Source organism: Pseudomonas sp. ESBL9, assembly GCF_036668715.1.
Lineage (GTDB): Bacteria > Pseudomonadota > Gammaproteobacteria > Pseudomonadales > Pseudomonadaceae > Aquipseudomonas > Aquipseudomonas lundensis.
In genome coordinates, this window is the sequence record NZ_JAZEVV010000003.1 from 19,325 (window position 1) to 42,172 (window position 22,848).

The following is a 22,848-nucleotide window of genomic DNA, read 5'->3' on the forward strand; positions in this document are numbered from 1 at the left end:
AGCGTAATCATGACTGCTGTTGATGTATCCACTGCGCCGAGCGTGCTGATTGCCGAGACCGACCCGTGGTCTCGGGATCTGCTCAAACAAGTGGTCCTGAGTGTGCGTTGCGATGCGCGACTGGATGTCTGTGGCGAAGGTCAGGAGGCGATCGCGCTGTTGGGTGACACCCGCTACGACCTGGTCATTGCCGACTGGGATCTCTCTGGCGTCAGTGGCCTCGAGCTGTTGCGGCATGTGCGCCAGCGTCGGCGCAGCCCCGTGTTGCCGTTTATCTTGCTCAGTAATCGCAACGACAGTGCCAGCGTGCGTGAAGCCCTGCCACTGGCGCCCACGGCTTACCTGACCAAGCCGCTGGACATGCCCGGCCTGACACAGCGCCTGCAAGGCCTGCTGCTGAGTGCGGGGCAAGAGGTGGCGTGTGATGTTCCGGCGCTGACCCCCGGTATGACCCTCAAACGGTTTCTGGAACACCGGCGTGCCTCATCGGATGGCGCACCTTTGCTGGCCGACGTGCAACTGGCGGTCAAACGCAGCCTCAATCCGGGTGGCCTGGACCTCAAACTGCTTGAGCAAGAAGTACGCACCGATCCGCAAATCACGGCGGTGCTGATTGCGGCCGCCAACAGCGCGGCCCAGCATCGGGCCAGTCCGGTGCAGACGCTGGCGCAGGCGTTGCAGCGCCTCGGGCCCGCACAAAGCATGAACCTGATGCTCGGGTTGATCCTCAAGCGCAGCGCTCGCCTCAGCGATCCTTGCCTGGCCGATTACGCGGAACATTACTGGAACGCGTCGCTGCACACGGCTGAATACGGGCGCACGCTGGCGCGCATGTTGAGCCTGGATCAGGAGCGCTGTTATTGCGCCGGGTTATTGCACCGTCTGGGTGATCTGGCGCTGTTGCGCTGTCTGCAAGAGTGGCTACAGGCTGGCGGCGCGCTGGACACGCAAGCCATTGACGAATCGCTGGCGGAGTTCGGCGCGGCCTATGGTTCAGCATTGCGCACGCGCTGGCGCTTGCCACTGGAACTGCGTGAGCTGATCGCAGCGATCTATCACTTGGGTGGCGGGGTGTATTCGCGGGAGGCGTTGCTGATGAATCTGGCGGGGCAGGTGGCCAGTTTGCAGCCTGAAGAAGGGGTGGACGCGGTGGCAAAAAGCAAAACGGCACGCCTGTTGAAAGTCGGCGTGCCGGAGCTGGAGCGTTTGGTCAAAAAGGCTTGAGTGCGCATCACTGCTACCGCAAGCAGCAGTGACGCGTTCCCGATCAGACCGCTGCGGGGCGCAGCGAGTAGGTTTTCAATTGCTTGGCGAAATCCCGCAGCGATTGAATCCCGCTGGCTTCGGCTTCGTGAACCCACTCTTTGATCGCCGCCAGCATGTCGTGCCCGTTGGAGCTGGTCTTGACCCAGATCTGTTGCAAGGCCAGACGCTTCTCGTAAATCACTTTCAGCGACTGGCTGTGCTCCAGCAGCGTCTCGATACGTTGGTGATGACGGTCTTCCAGCAAGCTGGTTTCGCGCGACAGCAAGCGCTTGGCGCGGCGGAACTGATGACGTACCGAATGATCGACCTTGGCCAGCTCTTGCTGAACCAGCGGTGCGATGACCAGCTTGCGGTACTGCGCCATGATCTGGAAACGGTTGTTCAGAATGGCCATGGCCGTGTCCATGTCCAGGCTGCCTTTGCCCTCGACCCGGTGGGCGATGGGCGCAACACGCTGCACTTTGGCCAGGCGTAAAAAGCTGAACACTTTGATCCACGCCCAGCCGAGGTCGAACTCCCACTTTTTCACCGACATCTTGGCCGAGTTCGGGTAGGTGTGGTGATTGTTATGCAGCTCTTCGCCACCAATGATGATGCCCCACGGCACCAGGTTGGTCGCCGCGTCGCGGCATTCGAAGTTGCGATAACCCACCGCGTGGCCCAGACCGTTCACCACACCGGCGGCCCAGACTGGAATCCACATCATCTGGATCGCCCAGATGGTCAGGCCGATGGCGCCGAACAGCAGCAGGTCGATAGCGAGCATGATCGCAACGCCCAACAATTTGTAGCGCGAGTACAGATTGCGCTCAATCCAGTCTTCGGGGCAGTTCTTGCCATAGATGCGCAGGGTTTCGGGGTTTTGCGCTTCTTCGCGATAAAGTTCTGCACCTTTGCGCAGAACGGTCGATAACCCTTTGATGACCGGGCTATGCGGGTCATCGGCGGTTTCGCATTTGGCGTGGTGCTTGCGGTGGATGGCTGTCCACTCGCGGGTGTTCTGTGCGGTGGTGAGCCACAGCCAGAAGCGGAAGAAGTGTTTCAGGCCACCATTGAGCTCCAGGGAGCGGTGAGCTGAGTAGCGATGGAGATAAACCGTGACACCGATAATGGTCACGTGGGTCATCAACAGAGTGACTGCCACCAGTTGCCAGGCTGACAGGTCAAGTAAACCGTTGTACCACATAGGCTGTTTGGCCCTCGGGAAGATGAAAAAAACTGCAACACGCATTATCACTATGCAGGCAGATAAAACCAGTCGGCCTTTCAGATAACAGTCGCCGGATGTTTCTTACACTATAATTCCCCTTTTTTTGTAGGCGTTTTAACTGTCTTATGTCGGTTTCTTATCGTGATGCCATGCGTGCAGCCCTGTTATACGGGCTGTTGTCGGTTTTATGGCTGTTTCTCACTGATCACTTATTGAACAGTTTTCTTGATGATTCAGCCCAACTGGCACGCTGGCAGCGGGTAAATAGCTACGTGTGGGTGGGTGTCAGTGCGGGACTGATATTCCTTGCGCGTGCCCGGTTGTTCAGTTTTCTGGGCATGGGCGCTCGCTTGCGCCGCCAGCGTCTGGATCAAGAGCGTCTGCGTCAGGCTGCGGTGGTGTTCGACTGTACCCGGGAAGGGGTGCTGGTCAGCGACCACAACGGAGTCATCGTGCACGTGAACCCGGCCTTGGTAAAAATCACCGGTTATGCGCCCGAGGAAGTGCTGGGTCAACGGCCCAATATGTTCAAGTCGGGGCATCATGGGCCGGAATTTTATCAGGCTGTGTTCGAATCGCTGGAAAAAACCGGCGAATGGCACGGTGAAATCTGGAATCGACGCAAAAGTGGTGAGATTTACCCTCAATGGCAGACGATTCGGGCTGTTCGCGACAATAAAGATCAGATCACGCATTACGTTGCCGTGTTTTCCGATATTTCCGCGATCAAAAATACCCAGAGCGAGTTGATGCGTCTGGCGCATCACGACCCGCTGACCGACTTGCCCAACCGCCTGCTGTTTACTGACCGTGCCGAGCAGGCGTTGGCTTACGCACAGCGTCACAAGTCGGGTTGCGCGCTGCTGATGATCGACCTCGACCATTTCAAAATCATCAACGACAGCATGGGCCACAACGTGGGCGATCTGTTGCTCAAGGCGGTTGGCGAGCGCCTGACGGCGGTGTTTGGCAAAGGCTTTACCGTGGCTCGCCTGGGCGGCGATGAATTCGCCGTGCTGGTGGAAAACTGCACCCAAGTTGCGCAGGCTGCCGGCTTTGCTCAGCAAGTGCTCGAAGTCATGAAGGGCGCGTTCATCCTAGAAACCCACCAGCTGTTTATCAGCGCCAGCGTGGGCATCAGCTTGTACCCCAATGACGCCCTGAATGCCGAACAACTGCTGCGCAATGCCGACTCGGCGCTGTTCAAGGCCAAAAGTGCAGGCCGCGAAGGCTACGCGTTGTACACCGAAGAGCTGACCGCTCACGCGCAATACCGCATCGAAGTGGCCAGTGATTTGCGGCGTGCCCTGGAGCAGCAAGAGCTGCGGGTGTATTTCCAGCCGGTCCACGATCTGACCACCAGCCGCATGGTGGGCGTGGAGGCGCTGGTGCGCTGGCAGCATCCGCAGCGCGGTCTGGTGGCACCAGGCGAATTTATCCCGATTGCCGAGCGCACGGGGCTGATTGCCGAGATTGATGCGTGGGTGCTTGAACAAGCATGCTGGCAAATGTGCCAATGGCAAGCGGCGGGCGTGGATTTGTCGTTTGTCGCTGTGAACATTTCCAGCCGTCTGTTTGCACGGCCCGAGCTGTATCAGTTGGTGTCCACGGTATTGGCCGACACCGGTCTGAACCCGGCGTTGCTGGAGCTGGAAGTGACCGAAAGTGCGGTTATGGACAATTCGGAGGTGGCGCTCGAGCAGATGCATCGTCTGCGTGAGCTGGGCTTGCGGCTGGCGATTGATGACTTCGGCACTGGATTCTCTTCGCTGTTACGCCTCAAGCGTTTGCCCGTGCAAAAGCTAAAAATCGACCAGGGATTTGTCGCCGGCCTACCCGGTGACGATGACGATGTGGCGATTGCGCGCGCCGTCATCGCGTTGGCTCAGAGCATGGGCATGCAAGTGCATGCTGAAGGCATCGAGTATGTCGAACAGGCGCAGTTCCTGCTCGACCACCATTGCGACTTGGGGCAGGGTTACTGGTTTGGCCGCCCGGTGCCCGCCCGTGATCTGGATTGGCAGCGGGCGCCGACGATTCGCCCCTGAGCGCGGGCTCAGTTCTTCTCGGGTGGCAGCTCTGGCAGAGCGCGTAACGCGGCTTCGTACCACTCGGTGTTGAAGGCGCGGTCTTCTTCGAGGATCGCGTCAATTTCCACCGCCAGCACGTGGGCCATCATGTTCAAAATCTCATCGCGCTCATAACCCACTAGCGTCAGCTTGTTGAACGTGGCTTTGGCAGCAGGTGGATTGTCGGCCTCGATCTGGTTCTCGATGGCCTCGATCAGGGTGTTTTCGGCGAACGCTTCTTCGTCGTTATCGATGTCTGTTGGCTCGCTCATGGGCAGGCTCCTTAAGTAAAGGCCGCAGTTTAACTGCATTCAGCACAATGATGCTGCTAGCCAGTCCGGTGGCGAAGCTCTATAACAAGCGCTGCCCACCCCAACCTGGCCTGGAGGCTTCGCAATGCTCAAGCTTTATGGATTTGCCGTCAGCAACTACTACAACATGGTCAAAATGGCGCTGCTGGAAAAAGGCGTGCCCTTCGAGGAAGTGCCTTTTTTTGCCGCGCAAACCCCTGAAGCGCTGGCCATCAGCCCACGTGGCAAAGTGCCTGTGCTGGGTGTTGAGCAAGGGTTCGTCAACGAAACCAGCGTGATCCTTCAATACATTGAGGACACCCAGCCGGGCACCCGTCTGTTGCCGGTCGATCCGTTCGAGCGTGCGCAGGTGCTGGCGCTGGCCAAGGAAATCGAGCTGTATATCGAGTTGCCTGCCCGCGCCTGTTACCCCGAGGCGTTCTTTGGCATGAGCGTGCCGGACGTGATCAAGGATAAAGCCAAGGCCGAGCTGATTCAGGGCATTTCGTCTCTGGGCAGGCACGGCAAATTCGCCCCGTATGTGGCAGGCGAAACGTTCACCGTGGCGGATATTTTCTTCCTCTACAGCGTGAGTCTGGCGTGTGCTGTCGGGCAGAAAGTGTTTGAACTGGATTTGCTGGCCGAATGGCCTGCGGCCAAAGCATTACTCAAGCAGCTTGAGCAAACCCCGCACGCACAGAAGATCGCAGCCGACAAAGACGCGGCCATGCCGCAATTTTTGGCGTGGATCAGTAGCAAGAAATAATCGGACGCCTTGGGCGCCCGACGAAGTCGCTGGCGAGTGGCATGAGGCCAGTTGATAGGGCGGCGCCCGATCACCGCCTCGTGTCTCGACAGCGACTCCAGGTATCAGCGGTTGGCCAGCAAGGCTTTGCCGCGAGTAACCGCTGCCTTGACCTGTGCCGGGGCAGTGCCGCCGATGTGGTTACGCGCATTCACCGAGCCTTCCAGGGTCAGCACTGCAAACACGTCATCGTCGATCTGGTCACTGAACTGACGCAGTTCTTCGAGGCTCATCTCAGCCAGGTCCTTGCCTGTTTCAACCCCGTACTTCACGGCGTGGCCCACGATTTCGTGGCAGTCGCGGAACGGCAGGCCGCGGCGTACCAGGTAGTCCGCCAGGTCGGTCGCCGTGGAGAACCCGCGCAGTGCGGCTTCGCGCATGATGGCGTGCTTGGGTTTGATCGCCGGGATCATGTCGGCAAACGCCCGCAGCGAATCGCGCAGGGTGTCGGCGGCATCGAATAACGGCTCTTTGTCTTCCTGATTGTCCTTGTTGTAGGCCAGCGGCTGGCCCTTCATCAAGGTCAGCAGGCCCATCAGGGCGCCGAACACACGGCCGCTTTTGCCACGAACCAGCTCGGGCACGTCAGGGTTTTTCTTTTGCGGCATGATCGAGCTGCCGGTGCAGAAGCGGTCAGGCAGGTCAATGAACTGGAACTGCGCGCTGGTCCACAGCACCAACTCTTCGGAGAAGCGCGACAAGTGCATCATCGCGATGCTGGCGGCAGCGCAGAACTCGATGGCGAAATCGCGATCCGACACGTTGTCCAGCGAGTTGCCACCCACGGCGTCGAAGCCCAGCAATTGTGCGGTGAATTCGCGATCGATCGGGTACGTGGTGCCCGCCAGCGCGGCGCTGCCCAGCGGCATGCGGTTGGTGCGCTTGCGGCAGTCCACAAGGCGCTCGTAGTCGCGGCTGAGCATTTCAAACCACGCCAGCATGTGGTGACCGAATGTCACGGGCTGAGCGGTTTGCAGGTGGGTGAAGCCGGGCATGATGGTCTCGGCTTCGCGTTCGGCCTGCTCCAACAGCCCTTTTTGCAAACGGGTGATTTCAGCCAGGATGAGGTCGATTTCATCGCGCAGCCACAAGCGGATATCCGTCGCGACCTGATCGTTACGGCTACGGCCGGTGTGCAGTTTTTTGCCGGTCACGCCGATGCGGTCGGTCAGACGCGCCTCGATGTTCATGTGCACGTCTTCCAGATCAATGCGCCAGTCAAACGTACCGGCTTCAATTTCGCTCTGGATGGTCTTCAAGCCATCGATGATGCTGTCGCGTTCGGCATCGGTCAGCACACCGACCTTGGCCAGCATGGTGGCGTGGGCCACGGAGCCCATGATGTCGTGACGATAAAGGCGCTGGTCGAAGGTGACGGAGGCGGTGAAGCGCGCAACGAAGGCGTCGACGGGTTCACTGAAGCGGCCGCCCCAGGACTGATTGGTCTTGTCGGTGCTCATGGATTCGCTCGTAATCGGCTGAGGGGAGTTACACAAAAAGTTACCGCGAATCATAACAGGGTTGCCGTTCAAGGCGTTGACGCAGGTCGGTTGGTTTTAGTCCGAACTGAGGTATAAAAAAATACCGAAACGAATTGTATCGATTGGGCGCCTTCGGCTTGGCAACCGTCTACAGTTGGTCGTATGGATAAGTCGTTACAGATGTTTGCTGGTGCTTCGACGGATCCGCAATTAAAACGAGCAACAGACACAGGTGAATATTGCTGTGCGGTTTGCGGCACTTTTTGGCCTTCGCGCTAGTCTTAGCATCGATCGCCGTGACAGCCGTCACTTCACCTGTCTACGCTATCCTTGTGCGAGACTCACGCAGGAATACAGCGCTATATGAATGTCCTGATCGTTGATGACGAAACCCTGGCCCGCGAGCACTTGAGCCAACTGCTCGGCTCGCTTGAGGGCTACACATTGCTGGAACCCGGCGCCACTGATGGCGAAGAGGCGTTAAGCCTGATCGAGAGCCTGAAACCGGACGTCGTGTTACTCGACATCCGCATGCCGGGCCTGGACGGGCTGCAAGTGGCTGCGAAATTGTGCGAGCGCGAACTGCCGCCATCGGTGGTGTTCTGCGTGGCGCCAGACGAGTTCCCCGAGCAAGCCCTCAAAGACAGCGGCGTCAGCTATGTGCTCAAACCTGTGAATGCCCAGGACCTGAGCGCCGCCCTCAAAGAGGCGCATCGGCCCAACCGCATTCAATTGGCCGCGCTTACAAGGCCTGCAGCGCAGTCGGGCAGTGGCCCCCGCAGCCACATCAGCGCCCGTACCCGCAAAGGCATCGAGCTGATCCCCATCGACCAGGTGATCTACTTTATTGCCGACCACAAATACGTGACCTTGCGCCATGAAGGCGGTGAAGTCCTGCTCGATGAACCGCTCAAGGCGTTGGAAGACGAGTTTGGCGAACGCTTTGTGCGTATCCACCGCAATGCGCTGGTGGCGCGTAATCGGATCGAGCGTCTGCAGCGTACGCCGCTGGGGCACTTTCAGTTGTTCCTCAAAGGGCTCAACGGTGATGCGTTGATTGTCAGCCGTCGCCATGTGGCGGGTGTTCGCAAAATGATGCAGCAGCTGTAGCACGCGCCAAAAAGGGCGCGTGCGCCCCGTTTTCGGCCAGGGAGGCCGCTGACCTCTGATACAAGTCAAAGCTCATTTGGCTGAGCTGTTATTATCCGCCGTATCTTTTCAGTACGGATTGATCCATGTCCTCTCGCGAAATCCGCATCGCTACCCGTAAAAGCGCCCTGGCTCTGTGGCAGGCCGAATTCGTTAAAGCCCGTCTGGAGCAGGCCCACCCTGGTCTGGTGGTGACGCTGGTGCCCATGGTCAGCCGTGGTGACAAGCTGCTGGACTCGCCGCTGTCAAAAATCGGCGGCAAGGGCCTGTTCGTCAAAGAGCTGGAAACAGCCTTGCTTGAAAACGAAGCCGACATTGCCGTTCACTCGATGAAAGATGTACCGATGGACTTCCCTGAAGGCCTCGGTCTGTTTTGCATCTGTGAGCGTGAAGACCCACGTGACGCTTTTGTTTCCAACACCTACACCAGCCTTGACGCCTTGCCCAAGGGCAGCGTGGTCGGTACTTCAAGCCTGCGTCGTCAGGCCCAATTGTTGACCCGTCGTCCGGATCTCGAAATCCGCTTCCTGCGCGGCAACGTCAATACCCGTCTGGCCAAGCTCGACGCGGGCGAATACGACGCCATCATCCTGGCTGCAGCCGGTCTGATCCGTCTCGGTTTTGAAGCGCGCATCACATCCGCCATCAGCATCGAAGACAGCCTGCCCGCCGGTGGCCAAGGGGCTGTAGGCATCGAATGCCGCAGCGCCGACACCGAAATTCATGCGTTGCTCGCGCCCTTGCATCACGCCGACACGGCCGTGCGTGTTACGGCCGAACGTGCCTTGAACAAACACCTCAATGGCGGGTGTCAGGTTCCGATTGCGTGCTACGCCGTGCTTGAAGGCGAGCAGCTATGGTTGCGAGGTCTGGTGGGCGAGCCGAGCGGCGGGACCCTGTTGAGCGCGGATGCCAGGGCGCCTCGCAGCGCTGCTCAGGCGCTGGGTGAACAGGTCGCTGAGGCGTTGTTGGCCCAGGGCGCGGGCGACATCCTTAAAGCCGTTTATGGTGAGGCAGGTCACGAGTGACAGGCTGGCGCGTGTTGCTGACCCGGCCAACCGAGGACTCGGCGGCACTGGCGGCCGAGTTGGCGACTGCTGGGGTGTTCAGCAGCAGTTTGCCGTTGTTGGCGATCCGGCCGCTGGCGTTAAGCGACGCGCAGCGCGCACGGGTCGCCGGGCTGGATCGTTACTGCGCGGTCATTGTCGTCAGTAAACCCGCTGCACGCTTGGGGCTGGCACTGGTCAATCAATACGGGCCGCCGTCGCCCCGGCAGAAGTGGTTCAGTGTCGGGGCGGCCACCGCGCAGATTCTCGCCGACTACGGGCTGGATGTTAGCTACCCTCAATCGGCAGATGACAGTGAGGCCTTGCTGGCCTTGCCGGCGTTCAAACAGGCTGTTGAAGGCGCCGGGCGCAAGGTTTTAATCATGCGCGGGCAGGGCGGGCGCGAGCGATTGGCCGACCATTTGCGCCAGTTGGGGGCAGAGGTCGACTACCTTGAGCTCTATGCGCGTGAATTGCCGTCCTACCCGCCGCATACGCTGAGCCAGCGCGTTCAAGTGGAACGCCTGAACGCGCTGGTGGTCAGCAGTGGACAAGGATTCGAACATTTACGGCAGTTGGCTGGCGATGCCTGGTCCCGACTGTCCGCGTTACCGTTGTTTGTTCCAAGCCCCCGCGTGGCTGAGATGGCGCGTAGCGCCGGGGCCCAACATGTTGTGGATTGTCGTGGCGCCAGTGCCGCGGCTTTGCTGGCGGCGTTACGGGAGCATCCCGTACCTGCCCTCTAATGCAAAGGATGGATACGTGAGCGAAACAATCTTGACTAAAGAACCTGTGCAGCCCGCGCCGCAAACGCAGGCTGAAAAGCCTGTCGTCAAGCCTGAGCGCCGGGGCAATGGCCTGGCGATCGTCGCCTTGTTGCTCGGTGCTGCCGGTGTTGCGGTGGGCGGTTGGGGCGTGTGGCAGGTCCGTCATCTACAAACGGACACGGCGCAACAGCTGAGCGAAGTGCAAGCCCTGGGTGCGCAAACCCTGTCCATCAAACAAGGTGAGCAAAAGCTGCTGACGCGCCTGAATCAATTGCCTTCGGCCAGCCAACTGGATGATCAGCGCCAGTTGGTCGTGCAGTTGCAGGGTGACCAGCAGCGTTTGAATCAGCGCCTTGAAACCGTGCTGGGCGCAAGCCGCAAGGATTGGCGTCTGGCCGAAGCCGAGCACTTGTTGCGCCTGGCCAGCCTGCGCCTCTCGGCACTGCAAGACATCACCAGTGCGCAGGCGCTGGTGGAAGGTGCAGATGCCATTTTGCGTGAACAGAATGACCCGGGCTCGTTTGCTGCGCGGGAACAATTGGCCAAAAGCCTCGCGGCCTTGCGCAGTGTCGAACAGCCAGACCGTACCGGCCTGTTCCTGCGACTGGCGGCCTTGCGCGATCAAGTCGCCCAGCTCAATGCGTTGGCCCCGGCTTATCAGGACCAGGGCGACTCATTGCTTGGCCTGACAGCAGACGGGGATGGCGCCAGCCGATGGGCGCAGTGGTGGGACGAAATCTCCCATTACATTCGTATTGATTTCAACGCGGATAAAAACGTCCGGCCCCTGCTGGCAGGGCAAAGCCTGACGCAAGTGCGTCTGGCCTTGAGCCTTGCACTGGAGCAGGCGCAATGGGCGGCGCTCAATGGTCAGGCGCCGGTGTACACCCAGGCTTTGGCGCAGGCTGAAGAGGTGCTTAAAGGCAACTTCAACCAGGACAACCCGCAAAGTCAGAAGCTGCTGGAGCAAGTGGTTGAGCTGAGCAAACAACCGGTCACCGTCAAAACTCCGGACCTGTCTGGCACGTTGAGTGCGGTGCAGGCTTACCTTGAGCGTCGCCACGTCAGTGCCGATGAACCGGGTCAGGCTGCGGGCAACCCGGCTCAGGAGACCAGCCCATGAAACGCCTTTATGTGATTGTGTTTCTGTTGATCGCAGCCGCGGCCTGCATCGGCCTGGCAATCGCCGAAGACGCGGGCTACGTGCTGATCGCTTATAAAAGTTTTCGTTATGAGTCCAGTGTGTGGGCCACGCTGGCGCTGATCGTTGTGCTGTGGCTACTGATCTGGGGTATCAAGCTGCTGGTCGAACTAGTGACCGCCTCAACCGGGCTGGTTAATCCCTGGTCGCGCCGCAACCGCAGCCGTCGTGTGCAAATAGCGATCGAACAGGGCCAGATGGACCTTGCCGAAGGACGCTGGGCCAGTGCGCAAAAGCATTTGGCACGTGCGGCCGAAGCGGAGCGCCAGCCGCTGTTGTTTTACTTGGGCGCAGCGCGGGCGGCCAACGAGCTGGGTCATTACGAAGAGAGCGACAAACTGCTTGAGCGTGCGTTGCAGCGTCAGCCACAGGCAGAGCTTGCGATTGCCTTGAGCCATGCGCAGTTGCAGGTAGACCGCGCCGACACCGATGGCGCACTGAACACCCTTCAAGCCATGCACGAGCGTCATCCGCATAACGTGCAGGTGCTGCGTCAGTTACAGCGTCTGCACCAACAGCGTGGCGATTGGACAGCCTTGATCCGCCTGTTGCCGGAACTGCGCAAAGACAAAGTTTTGCCCGCCAAAGAACTTGCCGAGCTGGAAAGCCGGGCGTGGGGGCAAAACCTCAATTTGGCAGCACAACGCGAGACGGAAGGCGAAGCGGCCCTGCAATCGTTGCAGCGTGCGTGGCAGCAATTGACCTCGGCCCAGCGTCAGGAGCCGGCGCTGGTGCTGGCGTATGCAGAGCAATTGCGACAACTGGGGGCTCAAGGTGAGGCCGAAGAAGTGTTGCGCGGTGCTTTGAAACGCAGTTACGACAGCCATCTGGTGCGTCTGTATGGTCTATTGCGCGGCAAGGATCCCGTCAAACAACTGCAAACGGCTGAAGGCTGGCTCAAGGCTCATCCGGCAGATCCGAGCCTGCTGTTGACCCTGGGTCGCTTGTGTTTACAAAACAGTTTGTGGGGCAAGGCCCGTGATTACCTGGAGAACAGCCTGAAACTTCAGCGTAACCCTGAAGCATGCGCCGAGCTCGCCAGGCTTTTGGCTCAACTGGGCGAAACCGATCGCAGCAATCAACTGTTTCAAGAAGGTTTGAATCTTCTGGATGAGCGTTTGCTAGCGCTACCGCTACCGGCGACCGCACGTAGTATTTAAGAATGGTCCGACTTGTGCGCAAGTATAAGTCGGCCCTTTTTAAAGAAATCTCGTATTAAATTTGCGGAAAGTAAAATTCCTACGAGATGTAACAAACTATCTTTCAGAGCCTGTCGGTTAATCCTTACAGCCTTAAGGACGCTTCCCCTGAGCCCCACCTTGAAAGGGCCAGCGGCTTTCCACTACCGTAATTACCTGTCTATTTTGTTACGGAAAAGCCATGTTTTTGGCCGGCTCACGTTTCATATTTCTCCTGATGTTTTTGGCCAGTTCGACTGTGCTGAGCGTCTCCTTGTATCTGGAGTACGGGCCCGGTCTTAAACCGTGTTCGTTATGTTGGGTGCAGCGATTTTTTCTATTGGCCTTTTGTATCGTGAATTTGATCGCCTATGCGCATGCCTCCCGCCCCAAGCGAGTAATGCATTATTCGATTGTGTCGTTGGTACTAGGGTTCGCAGGGGCGATGAGCGCGGTGCGCCAAGTGGTATTACTGCGGGTGCCACCTGAGCAACTGATGTTTTGCCAACCCGACTTCATTTGCATGTTGCACAACTTTTCCTTGAAAGCTGCCCTTTCCGCGCTGTTCAGAGGAAGCGAGGAGTGCGTTCACGTGAGCTGGACGGTCTTCGGCCTCAGCATCCCCGAGCTCAGTTTGCTGGCATTCACCGGCCTGTGCCTGCTCAGCCTTACGCAGATCATTCGCACGCTGATTTCCCGTAAACACAGCCACCCCTGCGACCCGGCGTAGCAGGGTCTATTAAACGCTTGTATGAATTTTCTCTCGTGCGTACCTTGAAGCAGTCACCGTGCGGGCATAATCTGGCCCGCACGCATTACTGGAATATGCCGCCCAATGCCGTTGCGCTCTAGCGCACTTTTGGGTTCAGACAGGCCCGGCCAACGCTGGGTGGCATGAGCCCATAAGGGAAGAGAGATCACCATGCTAGAGAGTTGCAAGAATGCTCAGGAACGTTTCAATGGCGTCCACAAGCTGATTGATAACTGGCTGCATGAGCGCGGCGAACTTGTGAGGGCTTACGAAGCCGTCAAGGTTGAGCATCAGTCCTCGAATCCCAAGCGTAAAACCCAAAAAGAGTTTTGCCAGGTGTTGGTCGACTACGTGTCGGCGGGCCACTTCGAGATTTACGATCAGCTCGATGAAGAAGCGAAAGCATTTGATGATAAGCGCGGGCTTATACTGGCCAGTCAACTGTATCCGCGCATAGAAAAGATCACTCAAGTCGCTCTGGACTTCAATGACCGTTGTGACGGCAAGGATCATCGTCCTAATTGCGAAAAGCTGGCCGCCAAATTCAAGGAGCTGGGTGCCTTGCTCCATGAGCGCTTCGAGTTGGAAGACTGCCTGATCGAAGTGCTGCATAACGCTCACAAACAAATCGTCACGCCCAACGCTGAAGCCATTCAAGCCTGATACGCCGCCCCGGTGTGCACGTTGCAGGAGCGCCTGCGCTCCTGCAATCGAAGGCGATGATGAGCTTTACTTTTTGGTGTCGAGCAATTCGATTTCAAACACCAGCGGTGTGTACGGCGCGATCAAATCTCCGGCGCCGTCAGCGCCATAAGCCTGACTGGACGGTATGACCAGTCGCCACTTCGCTCCGACGGGCATTTGAGTCAACGCGCTGCGCCATCCCGCTATGACACTGTCCAGGCGAAACCACTGTGGCTGCGTGCTTTGATCAAACACCGTGCCATCGGGCAGCCGTCCTGCGTAATTCACGTTGACCCACCCTTGGGCATCAGGCTTTGCACCTGTGCCGGGTTTGAGTTCTGTCAGAAGAATGCCATCCGCCAGTTCACGGGTATGTGGCTGCGCTTTTTCCTTTACCAAAAAATCGTGTTCGGCCGAGAGCGCTCGCTCGCTTTCTGGCTGCGCGAAGGCTGCATCGATGTGCGCCTGATGCTCCGTCAACACTTGCTCGATGCGAGCATCGCTGAGGGCCAACGGCTTGCCCTGATAAGCCGCGCGCAACCCTTCAATCAACGCATTGAGCTGTAAGTCAGGCACCTCTTCGCGCAAGCGTTCTCCCAGGCTGGCGCCCAGGCTGTAAGCCAGGTCATGGGCGGCATCGGGTGGTGTTGCCGGCGCTGCGTGGGCCAGCGGAGCAAGGCATAAAAAAGTCCAAAAAAGATAGCGAGCCATGGTCACTCTCCGGCCAAAAGTGCCGGGGATTATGCCAGCCGTGTTGCTGGGTATCGTGATTTATTTGCTCGGCACAATCAGGTGTGTTGAGCCGGTAAAAGCACCGCGCAATTAAGGACTGGGCTTGATCAAACCTTGATCCAGCACAACTTTCGCGACGCCATGCAACGCATAGCTGTCGTTAGTGTCAACATGATCTAGCGGCGGTTCTTGCAGAGGTCTAGTATGAGCCGCACTCACTTCAGCCAGGAGGTAAACCATGTCGGCCAAAAAGAAGCCCGTTAATACCCCGTTGCACCTGCTCCAACAGCTCTCAGGCAGCTTGCTTGAGCATTTGGAAAACGCTTGCTCCCAAGCGTTGGCTGATGCTGAGAAACTGCTCGCAAAGCTTGAAAAACAGCGCGGCAAAGCTCAGGAAAAACTGCACAAGTCTCGCGCCAAACTGCAAGACGCGGCTAATTCCGGCAAGTCCAAGGCTCAGTCCAAAGCCAAGTCTGCTGTTAAAGAGCTTGAGCAACTGCTCGATGCCCTGAAAGAGCGTCAAACGGAAACTCGTGATTACATCCTGCAACTCAAGCGCGACGCTCAAGAAAGCCTGAAGCTCGCTCAAGGTGTAGGTCGGGTCAAAGAAGCTGTCGCTAAAGCATTGACCACCCGCGAAGCCAAGCCTGCCAATGCCAAGAAGTCCGCTGCCAAAGCGCCCGCGAAAACCGCCACTAAAGCCCCTGCCAAGGCGCCTGTAAAAGCGGCTGCGAAACCTGCGGTGAAAGCGGCGGCACAAAAGCCGGCCCCTGCACGCGCTGCCAAACCTGTGGCCGCCAAAGCCCCGATCGCCAAGCCTGCTGCGAAAACAGCCGCAGCAAAACCCGCCGCTGCCAAACCTGCGGCTAAAGCGCCGGTAAAAGCCGCTGCCAAGCCAGCCACCCGAGCGGCTGCCAAACCCGCGGCGAAGCCTGCCGTTAAACCCGCTGTCGCCAAGCCCGCAGCCCCCAAACCTGCCGCCGCAAAACCGGCCGTCAAGCCCGCTGCAAAACCTGCAGTCGCCAAACCAGCTGCAAAGCCGGCTGCCAGAAAGCCTGCGGCCACCAAACCGGCCACAGCCGCCAAGCCTGCCGCAGCACCTGCTGCAACCCAGGCCTCTGCGCCCGCCGCAACGCCCGCTCAAACACCGGCCACTACCCCCGCGGTTACGCCAACCAACGCTTCTTAAGCGTGCTTGATTGCGGCACGCAGCGCCTGCAGCGTGTCGCAATCGGGTTGGCCAGCAGCGCGGGCCAGTTCCTGCAGCCAGTCGCACGTCTGTGCGCATTGGCCTGGCAGCCACTGGCGAGTCAATGACTCCAACCGCAACAGCAATGTGCGCTCGGCCTCTAACTCCAACGTTTTAACCTGCATGCGTAAAGTGGCGAGCGTCTCATCGTGCGCAGCCGCTTCACGCCATTGCCTCCGTAAGTGGCGCAAAGGCTGTATGACGTCGCGCTGCCAAGGCCCGGCGCAATCCTGAAGCTGTGTCAGTCGGCCCTCATCGCAGGTCACGCCGCGCGTTTGCAACCATGCCGCGCACAGCAGCAGGCACACATCCATCCCCCGGTGTTGCAGCTCAAGGCAAGCGTGCTCGACGCCGGGCCGCGCGTAGAGGTGTAAACAGTAGTTCCACAGGTCAGTGTGCATCGTGCAATTAGCGCCAGTTGAGAGGGAAGCTGGTAGACTCCGCCGCCATTATGATCCGACTTCAGAACCTGACTTTACAGCGTGGCCCGCAACGTCTGCTAGAAGACGCCGAGCTGACGCTGCACGCCGGCCACAAAGCCGGTCTGGTCGGCGCCAACGGCGCCGGTAAATCTACGTTGTTCGCCTTGCTGCTGGGTGAGTTGACCCCCGATTCGGGTGATTGTCTGCTCCCCGCCGACTGGCGGATTGCCCACATGCGGCAAGAAATCGACACCCTCGACCGCATTGCGATCGATTACGTGCTCGATGGCGACCAGCGTCTGCGCCAGGTGCAAGCTGATCTGGCCAAGGCCGAGTTGGCAGAAGACGGCCCGGCTCAGGCACGTCTGCATGCCGAACTGGACAGCGCCGACGGTTATACCGCCGACGCACGAGCGCGCAAAATGCTCGCCGGTCTGGGGTTCACCAACGAACAAATGGATCGCCCGGTCGCTGACTTTTCCGGTGGCTGGCGGATGCGTCTGAACCTGGCGCAAGCCCTGATGTGCCCGTCAGACTTGTTGTTGCTCGATGAACCGACCAACCACTTGGACCTTGATGCCATTCTGTGGCTTGAAGACTTCCTCAAGAGTTACCCAGGCACCTTGCTGCTGATTTCCCACGACCGAGATTTTCTCGATGCCGTGGTGGACAACATTGCCCACGTCGAACAGCGCAAAATCACGCTTTACCGCGGCGGTTACTCAGCCTTCGAGCGCGCCCGTGCCGAACGTCTGGCCCAGCAACAGCAGGCTTACGAGAAGCAACAGGCGCAACGTGCGCACATGGAAAGCTACATCGCCCGTTTCAAGGCTCAAGCCACCAAGGCACGTCAGGCACAAAGCCGGATCAAGGCACTTGAGCGCATGGAAGAACTGAGCGCGGCCCATGTCGATTCGCCGTTCGACTTCGTGTTCCGTGAAGCCGTGAAGCTCTCCAGCCCGCTGCTGGATTTGTCCGATGCCCGTTTGGGGTATGGCGACAAAACCATTCTGGAGAAGGTCAAACTGCAATTGGTGCCGGGCGCCCGCATCGGTTTGCTGGGCCCCAACGGGGCGGGCAAATCGACGTTGATCAAAAACCTCGCGGGCGAGCTGGCGCCGCTGGCTGGCCGGTTGGCCCGTGGCGAGAATCTGGTCGTAGGCTACTTTGCCCAGCACCAGCTCGATTCGCTGGACGCCAAAGCCAGCCCGCTGCTGCACCTGCAACGACTGGCGCCGACTGAACGTGAACAAACCCTGCGCGACTTCCTCGGTGGTTTCGACTTCCGTGGTGCGCGCATTGATGAGCCTGTGCTGAATTTTTCGGGCGGCGAAAAGGCCCGTCTTGCGCTGGCGTTGATTGCGTGGGGTCGTCCTAACCTGTTGCTGCTCGACGAACCGACCAACCACCTTGATCTCGAAATGCGTCTGGCGCTGACCATGGCCTTGCAAGAGTTCAGCGGTGCGGTACTGGTGGTGTCTCACGATCGGCATTTGCTCAAAAGCACCACGGACGAGTTTCTACTGGTGGCCGACGGCAAGGTGCAAGAGTTCGACGGCGACCTTGAGGACTATGCACGTTGGTTGGCCGATTACCGTTTGCGCAACGCCCCTGTCAGCAATACGCCGGTCAATCCGGACAAGACTGACAAAAAGGCTCAGCGCCAGGCCGCCGCTGCACTGCGCCAGCAGTTGGCCCCCCATAAGCGCGAAGCTGACAAGCTTGAGAGCGAGTTGGGCAAGGTCAACGAAAAACTGGCCAGCATCGAAGTCAGCCTTGGCGACAGTGCCGTTTACGAAGCCGCCCGCAAGGACGAGCTTCGGGAGCTGCTGGCCGAGCAGGCCCGGCTCAAAGTGCTGGAAGGTCAGTTGGAAGAACGCTGGATGGAAGCGCTGGAAGTGCTGGAAACCCTTCAGGCAGAGCTTGAGGCCTTGTCCTGATGGAGTCATTGGGCCTGCCTTTACCGGCCGAGTTGATTGCGCCGCTGTGGATTGGCGTCCAGATTCTGCTGATCCTGTTGGCGGGCTATTTCCTGCAGCGCGTCATTGCGCGCTTCCTCACGCGGTTGGGGGAACGCTACCCGCTGCCGCCGCAGTTACTGATGCCCCTGCGCGGCGGCCTGCGCTGGTTCATCATGGGCAGCGCGGTCATCTTCGTGCTGGAGCGTCTGGGTGTGTCAGCCACGGTGTTGTGGACGGCACTCTCGGGGTTCGTCGCAGTGGCGGCCATCGCCTTCTTCGCGATGTGGAGCGTGCTGTCCAACCTCTTGTGTGCCGTGCTGATTTTTACCGTCGGGCCGTTCCGGATTGGCGATGTGGTCGAGTTGCTCGACACGCTGGACAAGCCGGGCGTCAAAGGCCGTGTGGTGGCAATCAACTTGCTCTACACCACCCTGATCGAACCCGCAGAAGCGGGCAGTGGCAGCAGCATGGTGCAAGTGCCCAACAGTCTGTTCTTCCAGCGTTCTGTTCGTCGCTGGCGCGAAGGTGACGTCTAAACAGTCTGCGTTCCCACAGGCTTTGCAGCAAAAACCAGTGGTTAAATTTCAGCCCGCGCATTAGCTTTAAGGACTTGTTACTGATTTTGTCCGGGAGGTGCGTGATGTCGCTGGAAACGTGGTTGGCTTTTTTTGCGGCGTCCTGGGTCATCAGCCTGTCGCCTGGCGCGGGTGCCATTGCTTCAATGTCATGCGGCCTGCAATACGGTTTCTGGCGCGGTTACTGGAATGCCATCGGCCTGCAACTGGGGCTGGCCCTGCAAATCGCCATTGTGGCTGCCGGGGTCGGTGCAATCCTTGCGGCCTCCTCTACGGCCTTCTACGCCATCAAGTGGTTCGGCGTGGCGTACCTCATCTACCTTGCGGTCAAACAATGGCGTGCCTTGCCCGCTGACCTCAGCGACAACGCCGCCGTTCGCCCCATCGGCAAGCCCCTGGCGCTGGTGTTTCGCGGCTTTCTGGTGAATGTCAGCAACCCCAAGGCATTGGTCTTCATGCTGGCGGTGTTGCCGCAGTTTGTTGATCCGCATGCGCCCTTGCTGTCTCAATATTTGATCCTCGGCACGACCATGATCTGTGTCGATCTGATCGTGATGGCGGGTTACACCGGGTTGGCATCCAAGGTGCTGCGCCTGTTACGCACCCCTAAACAACAGCGCCGCCTGAATCGCACATTTGCCGGGCTATTTGTGGGCGCAGCGGGTTTTCTGGCGACGTTGCACCGCGCTACGACGTAAAGCCCTTGAGAGATTGGGAAGGGAAGTGAACAATGTGTTACTTCTCATTTCCACCCGGATTTCCCCATGACCGCCCGCTCGCGTTTCTTGGCATGGCTGATGCTGCCCATGCTCGCGTTGTGCAGCTTTGTTGTGTCTGCCAACTCCCCGGAAGGTGCCTCGCAGGCACTTCATCTCATTGATTACATTGGCGCGGATTACCCGCCCACGGTCGACCAGGGAAAGGTCATCGACGAGACCGAATACCGCGAGCAACTGGAGTTTCTGGCCGTTCTCAAGGGGCTGATTGCCGATTTGCCTGAACGTCCTGAGCGTGCTGAGCTGGCGCAGGGCGTGAATGCGTTGCAAACCGCTATTGAACAGCGCGAGGACGGGGCGGCTGTGGCCCGTGAAGCCCGTCAATTGGGGGCCAAACTGGCCGTGGCCTATGAGGTCAGCCAGGCGCCGGTCATTACGCCGGACCCCGCCCGTGGGGCGCCGCTGTATGCACAGCATTGCTCGGTGTGCCATGGCGAAACGGGTGCCGGGGACGGCCCGGCGGGAGTGGGCATGACGCCGCTGCCTGCCAACCTGCGCGACGCCGAACGGCTTGATCGCCTGAGTCTCTACGCGATTTACAACACGCTGGGACTGGGTGTCGAAGGCACGGACATGCCTTCATTTGCCGACCAGCTCGACGAACGTCAGCGCTGGGACCTGGCCACCTACATCGCGGGCCTGAGTGCCGACCCGGGCGCAGCCAAAGCAGACAAAACCTACAACCTGGCCGATCTCGCCCGTCAAACGCCGAATGAAGTCCTGGCCGCTGATGGCCCGCAGGCGGCGGCAACGTTCCGTGCGCAGCGCGCGCAGCCGCCGCAGGTTGTGCGCGGGCCTGGCCAGTTGCTCGATTACACCGGTGCCACGCTCGACAAAAGCCTCGCGGCGTATCGCGCAGGCGATCGTGAACAAGCGTATGACCTGTCAGTGGCCGCCTATCTGGAAGGCTTCGAGCTGGTGGAAAGCTCGCTCGATAACGTCGACAGCAACGTGCGGAAAAACACTGAAAAAGCCCTCATGGCGTACCGTCAATCGCTGCAGGACGGCTTGCCCGTCGAGCAGGTTGAGCAGCGGCTCGAGGCGGCCAAAGTGTTGCTCAAGGAGTCAGCCGGTTTGCTGGGCAGCGATGGCTTGAGTTGGTCGCTGAGCTACATTTCGGGCTTGTTGATCCTGCTACGTGAAGGCCTGGAAGCCATTCTGGTGCTGGCGGCAATCCTCGCATTCTTGCGCAATACCGGGCAGCAGTCGGCCGTTCGCAGCGTCAACATCGGCTGGGGGCTGGCACTGCTGGCGGGTCTGGCAACGTGGGCGTTGGCGGCGTATGTGATTGACGTCAGCGGCGCGCAGCGCGAACTGCTCGAAGGCTGTACGGCGTTGTTTGCCAGCGTCATGGTGCTGTGGCTCGGGGTGTGGATGCATGACCGCCGACATGCTGCGGCATGGCAGGACTACATCAAAAGCAGTCTTGTCAGCGGTGGCGGGCGCTTCGGTTTCGCGATCCTGGCCTTCTTCTCGGTGTACCGCGAGCTGTTTGAGGTGATCCTGTTTTACGAGACCCTGTGGCTGCAAGCAGGTCCGGCCGGGCACAACGCAGTGCTGGCAGGCGGCGCGACGGCCCTGGTGCTGTTGATTGGCCTGGCATGGATCATCCTGCGCGGTTCGGCCAAGTTGCCGTTGGCGTTGTTCTTCGGTATCAACGCGGCATTGCTGTGCGCGTTGTCGGTCGTGTTCGCGGGGCATGGTGTGAAAGCGCTGCAAGAGGCCGGGATTTTCGGCACGCGTCCTGTTCCGTTCTTCGAATTCGACTGGCTGGGCATTCATGCGGATGCGTACTCGCTGGGCGCTCAGGCCATTGCACTGCTGGCGATCATCGTGCTTTACGGGCGCAGCAAACTGGCCGAAAAGCGCAGACTACCTGCCTGACGTTCACGCCTTGCCATGCTCACAGGTGTCGTCGCTGCGCGGCAGCGACGACACCTCATTAACAGGAGAGTTTGCCCATGCGGGTCTGGATCGACGCCGACGCCTGCCCCAAGGCTGCGAAGGATCAAGTCATCAAGTTCGCTTTAAAGCGTCAGTTTGAAGTGGTGCTGGTGGCCGGGCAGAGCCAGGTCAAGCCGACCTATGCGTTGGTCAAACTGATTGTGGTGCCCAGCGGCCCGGACGCTGCCGACGATTATCTGGTTGAGCACGCGGTGCCCGGTGAGCTGGTGATTTGCAGCGACGTGCCGTTGGCGGACCGGTTGGTGAAGAAGGGCGTGGCCGCACTCGATCCGCGCGGCAAACCGTTCGATGCCCACAACATGGGCGAGCGGTTGGCGGTGCGGAACCTGTTTACGGACCTGCGCGAGCAAGGTCAGGTGAGCGGCGGGCAGGGTGCGTATGGCGAACGCGAGAAACAGGCGTTCGCCAATGCGCTGGACCGTCTATTGACGCGCCTGACGCGCGCCTGATTAATCGTTTTCGTGAGTCAGTTCCAGCACCCGGTCAACCATCTTGTTGATGCCTGAAGCCGCTTCGCTGATGGATTGCGCCAGCATGTAGGCCGGGGTGCTCACCAATTTACGGGCCTTGTCTTCGACGATATCGCTGACCTCGCACTCTTGGTGAGTGGCGCCCATTTTGTTCACGACGGTGGCCGTGTCCGCGTCATTGCCAATGGTGCAGATCACGCCAGGGCCATAAATTTTGGCGGCCATGGCCGGTGAGATGCACATCAACCCCACGGGTTTGCTCGCTTCGGCAAAGGCTTCGGCCAGTGCTAGCACATCAGGCTGCACGGTACATTCAGCGCCTTTAACAGCGAAATCAGACAGATTTTTCGCGGCGCCAAATCCGCCGGGTACGATCAATGCGTCGAAGTCCTCAACGTTCGCCTCGCGAATATCCTTGACCTCGCCACGGGCGATGCGCGCAGACTCAACCAGCACGTTGCGCGACTCAGGCATCTCTTCGCCGGTCAGATGATTGATGACATGCATTTGCGCGATATTGGGCGCAAAGCATTGCGCCTGGGCGCCACGCTGATCGAGGCGCAGCAGGGTGATGACGCTCTCGTGGATCTCGGCACCGTCGTAGACGCCGCAGCCCGACAGAATCACGGCAACTTTTTTCTGGGTCATATGGGTTCTCCTCAAAACGTGATACGTGGCGTTAATGTCGCCTGATTTGGCATCAGATGCCAGAGCGGACAAGTCGGGCGCACGTCGCTGAATGCATGACTAATGGATCGCTTTCAAGCGTCAGTGTTCAGTTTAGAAGAGAGAACGCAGGCG

At 59.3% G+C, this 22,848-nt stretch carries 22 protein-coding genes and 1 pseudogene; 17 read left to right on the forward strand and 6 right to left on the reverse strand.

Annotation, left to right across the window (positions count from 1 at the left end; all coding sequences use genetic code 11):
• Window positions 1-9 precede the first annotated feature (9 nt).
• Window positions 10-1,224, forward strand: coding sequence for a response regulator (locus V6F78_RS09750; protein ID WP_047291150.1), 1,215 nt, complete (start codon window positions 10-12; stop codon window positions 1,222-1,224).
• 43 nt (window positions 1,225-1,267) lie between these two features.
• On the opposite strand, the gene desA is transcribed toward V6F78_RS09750, so the two are convergent.
• Entirely contained in the window at window positions 1,268-2,452 is a 1,185-nt protein-coding gene (gene desA / locus V6F78_RS09755; protein WP_047272793.1) for a delta-9 fatty acid desaturase DesA, read from the reverse strand.
• 149 nt (window positions 2,453-2,601) lie between these two features.
• On the opposite strand from desA, the gene dibA reads away from it, so the two are divergent.
• Window positions 2,602-4,524 (forward strand): phosphodiesterase DibA, encoded by a 1,923-nt coding sequence (gene dibA, locus V6F78_RS09760; RefSeq protein WP_332727077.1) that lies wholly within the window; start codon window positions 2,602-2,604, stop codon window positions 4,522-4,524.
• 8 nt (window positions 4,525-4,532) lie between these two features.
• Here dibA and V6F78_RS09765 read toward each other — a convergent pair whose 3' ends face one another.
• Window positions 4,533-4,817 (reverse strand): hypothetical protein, encoded by a 285-nt coding sequence (locus tag V6F78_RS09765; RefSeq protein WP_048376856.1) that lies wholly within the window; start codon window positions 4,815-4,817, stop codon window positions 4,533-4,535.
• Window positions 4,818-4,941: 124 nt separating this feature from the next.
• Between V6F78_RS09765 and V6F78_RS09770 the strand changes: the two genes are divergently transcribed.
• Window positions 4,942-5,601 carry a glutathione S-transferase family protein gene (locus V6F78_RS09770; protein WP_047291152.1) on the forward strand — a complete coding sequence of 220 codons (660 nt, stop codon included), beginning with the start codon at window positions 4,942-4,944 and terminating at the stop codon, window positions 5,599-5,601.
• Window positions 5,602-5,705: 104 nt separating this feature from the next.
• Here the strand turns inward: V6F78_RS09770 and argH are convergent, their stop codons facing one another.
• Window positions 5,706-7,100 carry an argininosuccinate lyase gene (argH, locus tag V6F78_RS09775; RefSeq protein ID WP_047291153.1) on the reverse strand — a complete coding sequence of 465 codons (1,395 nt, stop codon included), beginning with the start codon at window positions 7,098-7,100 and terminating at the stop codon, window positions 5,706-5,708.
• 241 nt (window positions 7,101-7,341) lie between these two features.
• Here argH and V6F78_RS09780 point away from each other — a divergent pair.
• The 8 genes and pseudogenes from V6F78_RS09780 to rsd form a co-directional block, all read left to right on the forward strand.
• A pseudogene (locus tag V6F78_RS09780) lies at window positions 7,342-7,488 on the forward strand (sensor histidine kinase); the annotation flags it as partial.
• A complete protein-coding gene (locus V6F78_RS09785; protein ID WP_047272798.1) occupies window positions 7,485-8,231 on the forward strand; it encodes a LytR/AlgR family response regulator transcription factor in 747 nt (248 codons plus the stop codon). The pseudogene V6F78_RS09780 and the gene V6F78_RS09785, both read left to right, overlap by 4 nt.
• Before the next feature lie 125 nt (window positions 8,232-8,356).
• Window positions 8,357-9,298 (forward strand): hydroxymethylbilane synthase, encoded by a 942-nt coding sequence (hemC, locus tag V6F78_RS09790; RefSeq protein WP_314400508.1) that lies wholly within the window; start codon window positions 8,357-8,359, stop codon window positions 9,296-9,298.
• A complete protein-coding gene (locus tag V6F78_RS09795; RefSeq protein WP_047279817.1) occupies window positions 9,295-10,062 on the forward strand; it encodes a uroporphyrinogen-III synthase in 768 nt (255 codons plus the stop codon). The genes hemC and V6F78_RS09795 overlap by 4 nt, the downstream gene beginning before the upstream one ends.
• Window positions 10,063-10,078: 16 nt before the next feature.
• Entirely contained in the window at window positions 10,079-11,206 is a 1,128-nt protein-coding gene (locus V6F78_RS09800; RefSeq protein ID WP_070414595.1) for a uroporphyrinogen-III C-methyltransferase, read from the forward strand.
• A complete protein-coding gene (locus V6F78_RS09805; protein WP_047291157.1) occupies window positions 11,203-12,444 on the forward strand; it encodes a heme biosynthesis protein HemY in 1,242 nt (413 codons plus the stop codon). The genes V6F78_RS09800 and V6F78_RS09805 overlap by 4 nt, the downstream gene beginning before the upstream one ends.
• A 256-nt stretch (window positions 12,445-12,700) precedes the next feature.
• Window positions 12,701-13,192 (forward strand): disulfide bond formation protein B, encoded by a 492-nt coding sequence (locus tag V6F78_RS09810; RefSeq protein WP_254658276.1) that lies wholly within the window; start codon window positions 12,701-12,703, stop codon window positions 13,190-13,192.
• A 192-nt stretch (window positions 13,193-13,384) separates the two neighbouring features.
• On the forward strand, window positions 13,385-13,876 hold the full coding sequence (rsd, locus tag V6F78_RS09815; RefSeq protein ID WP_169839206.1) for a sigma D regulator: 492 nt from the start codon (window positions 13,385-13,387) through the stop codon (window positions 13,874-13,876).
• A gap of 66 nt (window positions 13,877-13,942) precedes the next feature.
• Here the strand turns inward: rsd and V6F78_RS09820 are convergent, their stop codons facing one another.
• On the reverse strand, window positions 13,943-14,608 hold the full coding sequence (locus tag V6F78_RS09820) for an FKBP-type peptidyl-prolyl cis-trans isomerase (RefSeq protein WP_047291162.1): 666 nt from the start codon (window positions 14,606-14,608) through the stop codon (window positions 13,943-13,945).
• Window positions 14,609-14,867: 259 nt separating this feature from the next.
• Between V6F78_RS09820 and V6F78_RS09825 the strand changes: the two genes are divergently transcribed.
• Window positions 14,868-15,818 carry an AlgP family protein gene (locus tag V6F78_RS09825; protein WP_094990870.1) on the forward strand — a complete coding sequence of 317 codons (951 nt, stop codon included), beginning with the start codon at window positions 14,868-14,870 and terminating at the stop codon, window positions 15,816-15,818.
• Here the strand turns inward: V6F78_RS09825 and V6F78_RS09830 are convergent.
• Entirely contained in the window at window positions 15,815-16,279 is a 465-nt protein-coding gene (locus V6F78_RS09830) for a TIGR02444 family protein (RefSeq protein WP_203305732.1), read from the reverse strand. The genes V6F78_RS09825 and V6F78_RS09830 overlap by 4 nt on opposite strands.
• 50 nt (window positions 16,280-16,329) lie before the next feature.
• Here V6F78_RS09830 and V6F78_RS09835 point away from each other — a divergent pair, with 50 nt between their 5' ends.
• The 5 genes from V6F78_RS09835 to V6F78_RS09855 all read left to right on the forward strand — a co-directional run bounded on the left by V6F78_RS09835 (window position 16,330) and on the right by V6F78_RS09855 (window position 22,026).
• Entirely contained in the window at window positions 16,330-18,240 is a 1,911-nt protein-coding gene (locus V6F78_RS09835) for an ATP-binding cassette domain-containing protein (protein ID WP_070414602.1), read from the forward strand.
• On the forward strand, window positions 18,240-18,797 hold the full coding sequence (locus tag V6F78_RS09840) for a mechanosensitive ion channel family protein (RefSeq protein ID WP_047272810.1): 558 nt from the start codon (window positions 18,240-18,242) through the stop codon (window positions 18,795-18,797). Before V6F78_RS09835 ends, V6F78_RS09840 begins: the two co-directional genes overlap by 1 nt.
• 104 nt (window positions 18,798-18,901) lie before the next feature.
• Window positions 18,902-19,534: a LysE family transporter gene (locus V6F78_RS09845; RefSeq protein ID WP_047279809.1), complete on the forward strand. Its 633-nt coding sequence runs from the start codon at window positions 18,902-18,904 to the stop codon at window positions 19,532-19,534.
• 66 nt (window positions 19,535-19,600) lie between these two features.
• The gene (locus V6F78_RS09850; RefSeq protein WP_332727083.1) at window positions 19,601-21,496 is read left to right on the forward strand and encodes a cytochrome c/FTR1 family iron permease; all 1,896 of its coding nucleotides are present in this window, start codon (window positions 19,601-19,603) and stop codon (window positions 21,494-21,496) included.
• A gap of 77 nt (window positions 21,497-21,573) precedes the next feature.
• Window positions 21,574-22,026: a YaiI/YqxD family protein gene (locus tag V6F78_RS09855; RefSeq protein ID WP_047272813.1), complete on the forward strand. Its 453-nt coding sequence runs from the start codon at window positions 21,574-21,576 to the stop codon at window positions 22,024-22,026.
• Here V6F78_RS09855 and elbB read toward each other — a convergent pair whose 3' ends face one another.
• Window positions 22,027-22,695, reverse strand: coding sequence for an isoprenoid biosynthesis glyoxalase ElbB (gene elbB / locus V6F78_RS09860; RefSeq protein ID WP_332727084.1), 669 nt, complete (start codon window positions 22,693-22,695; stop codon window positions 22,027-22,029). It abuts the gene before it with no gap.
• Window positions 22,696-22,848: the final 153 nt, after the last annotated feature.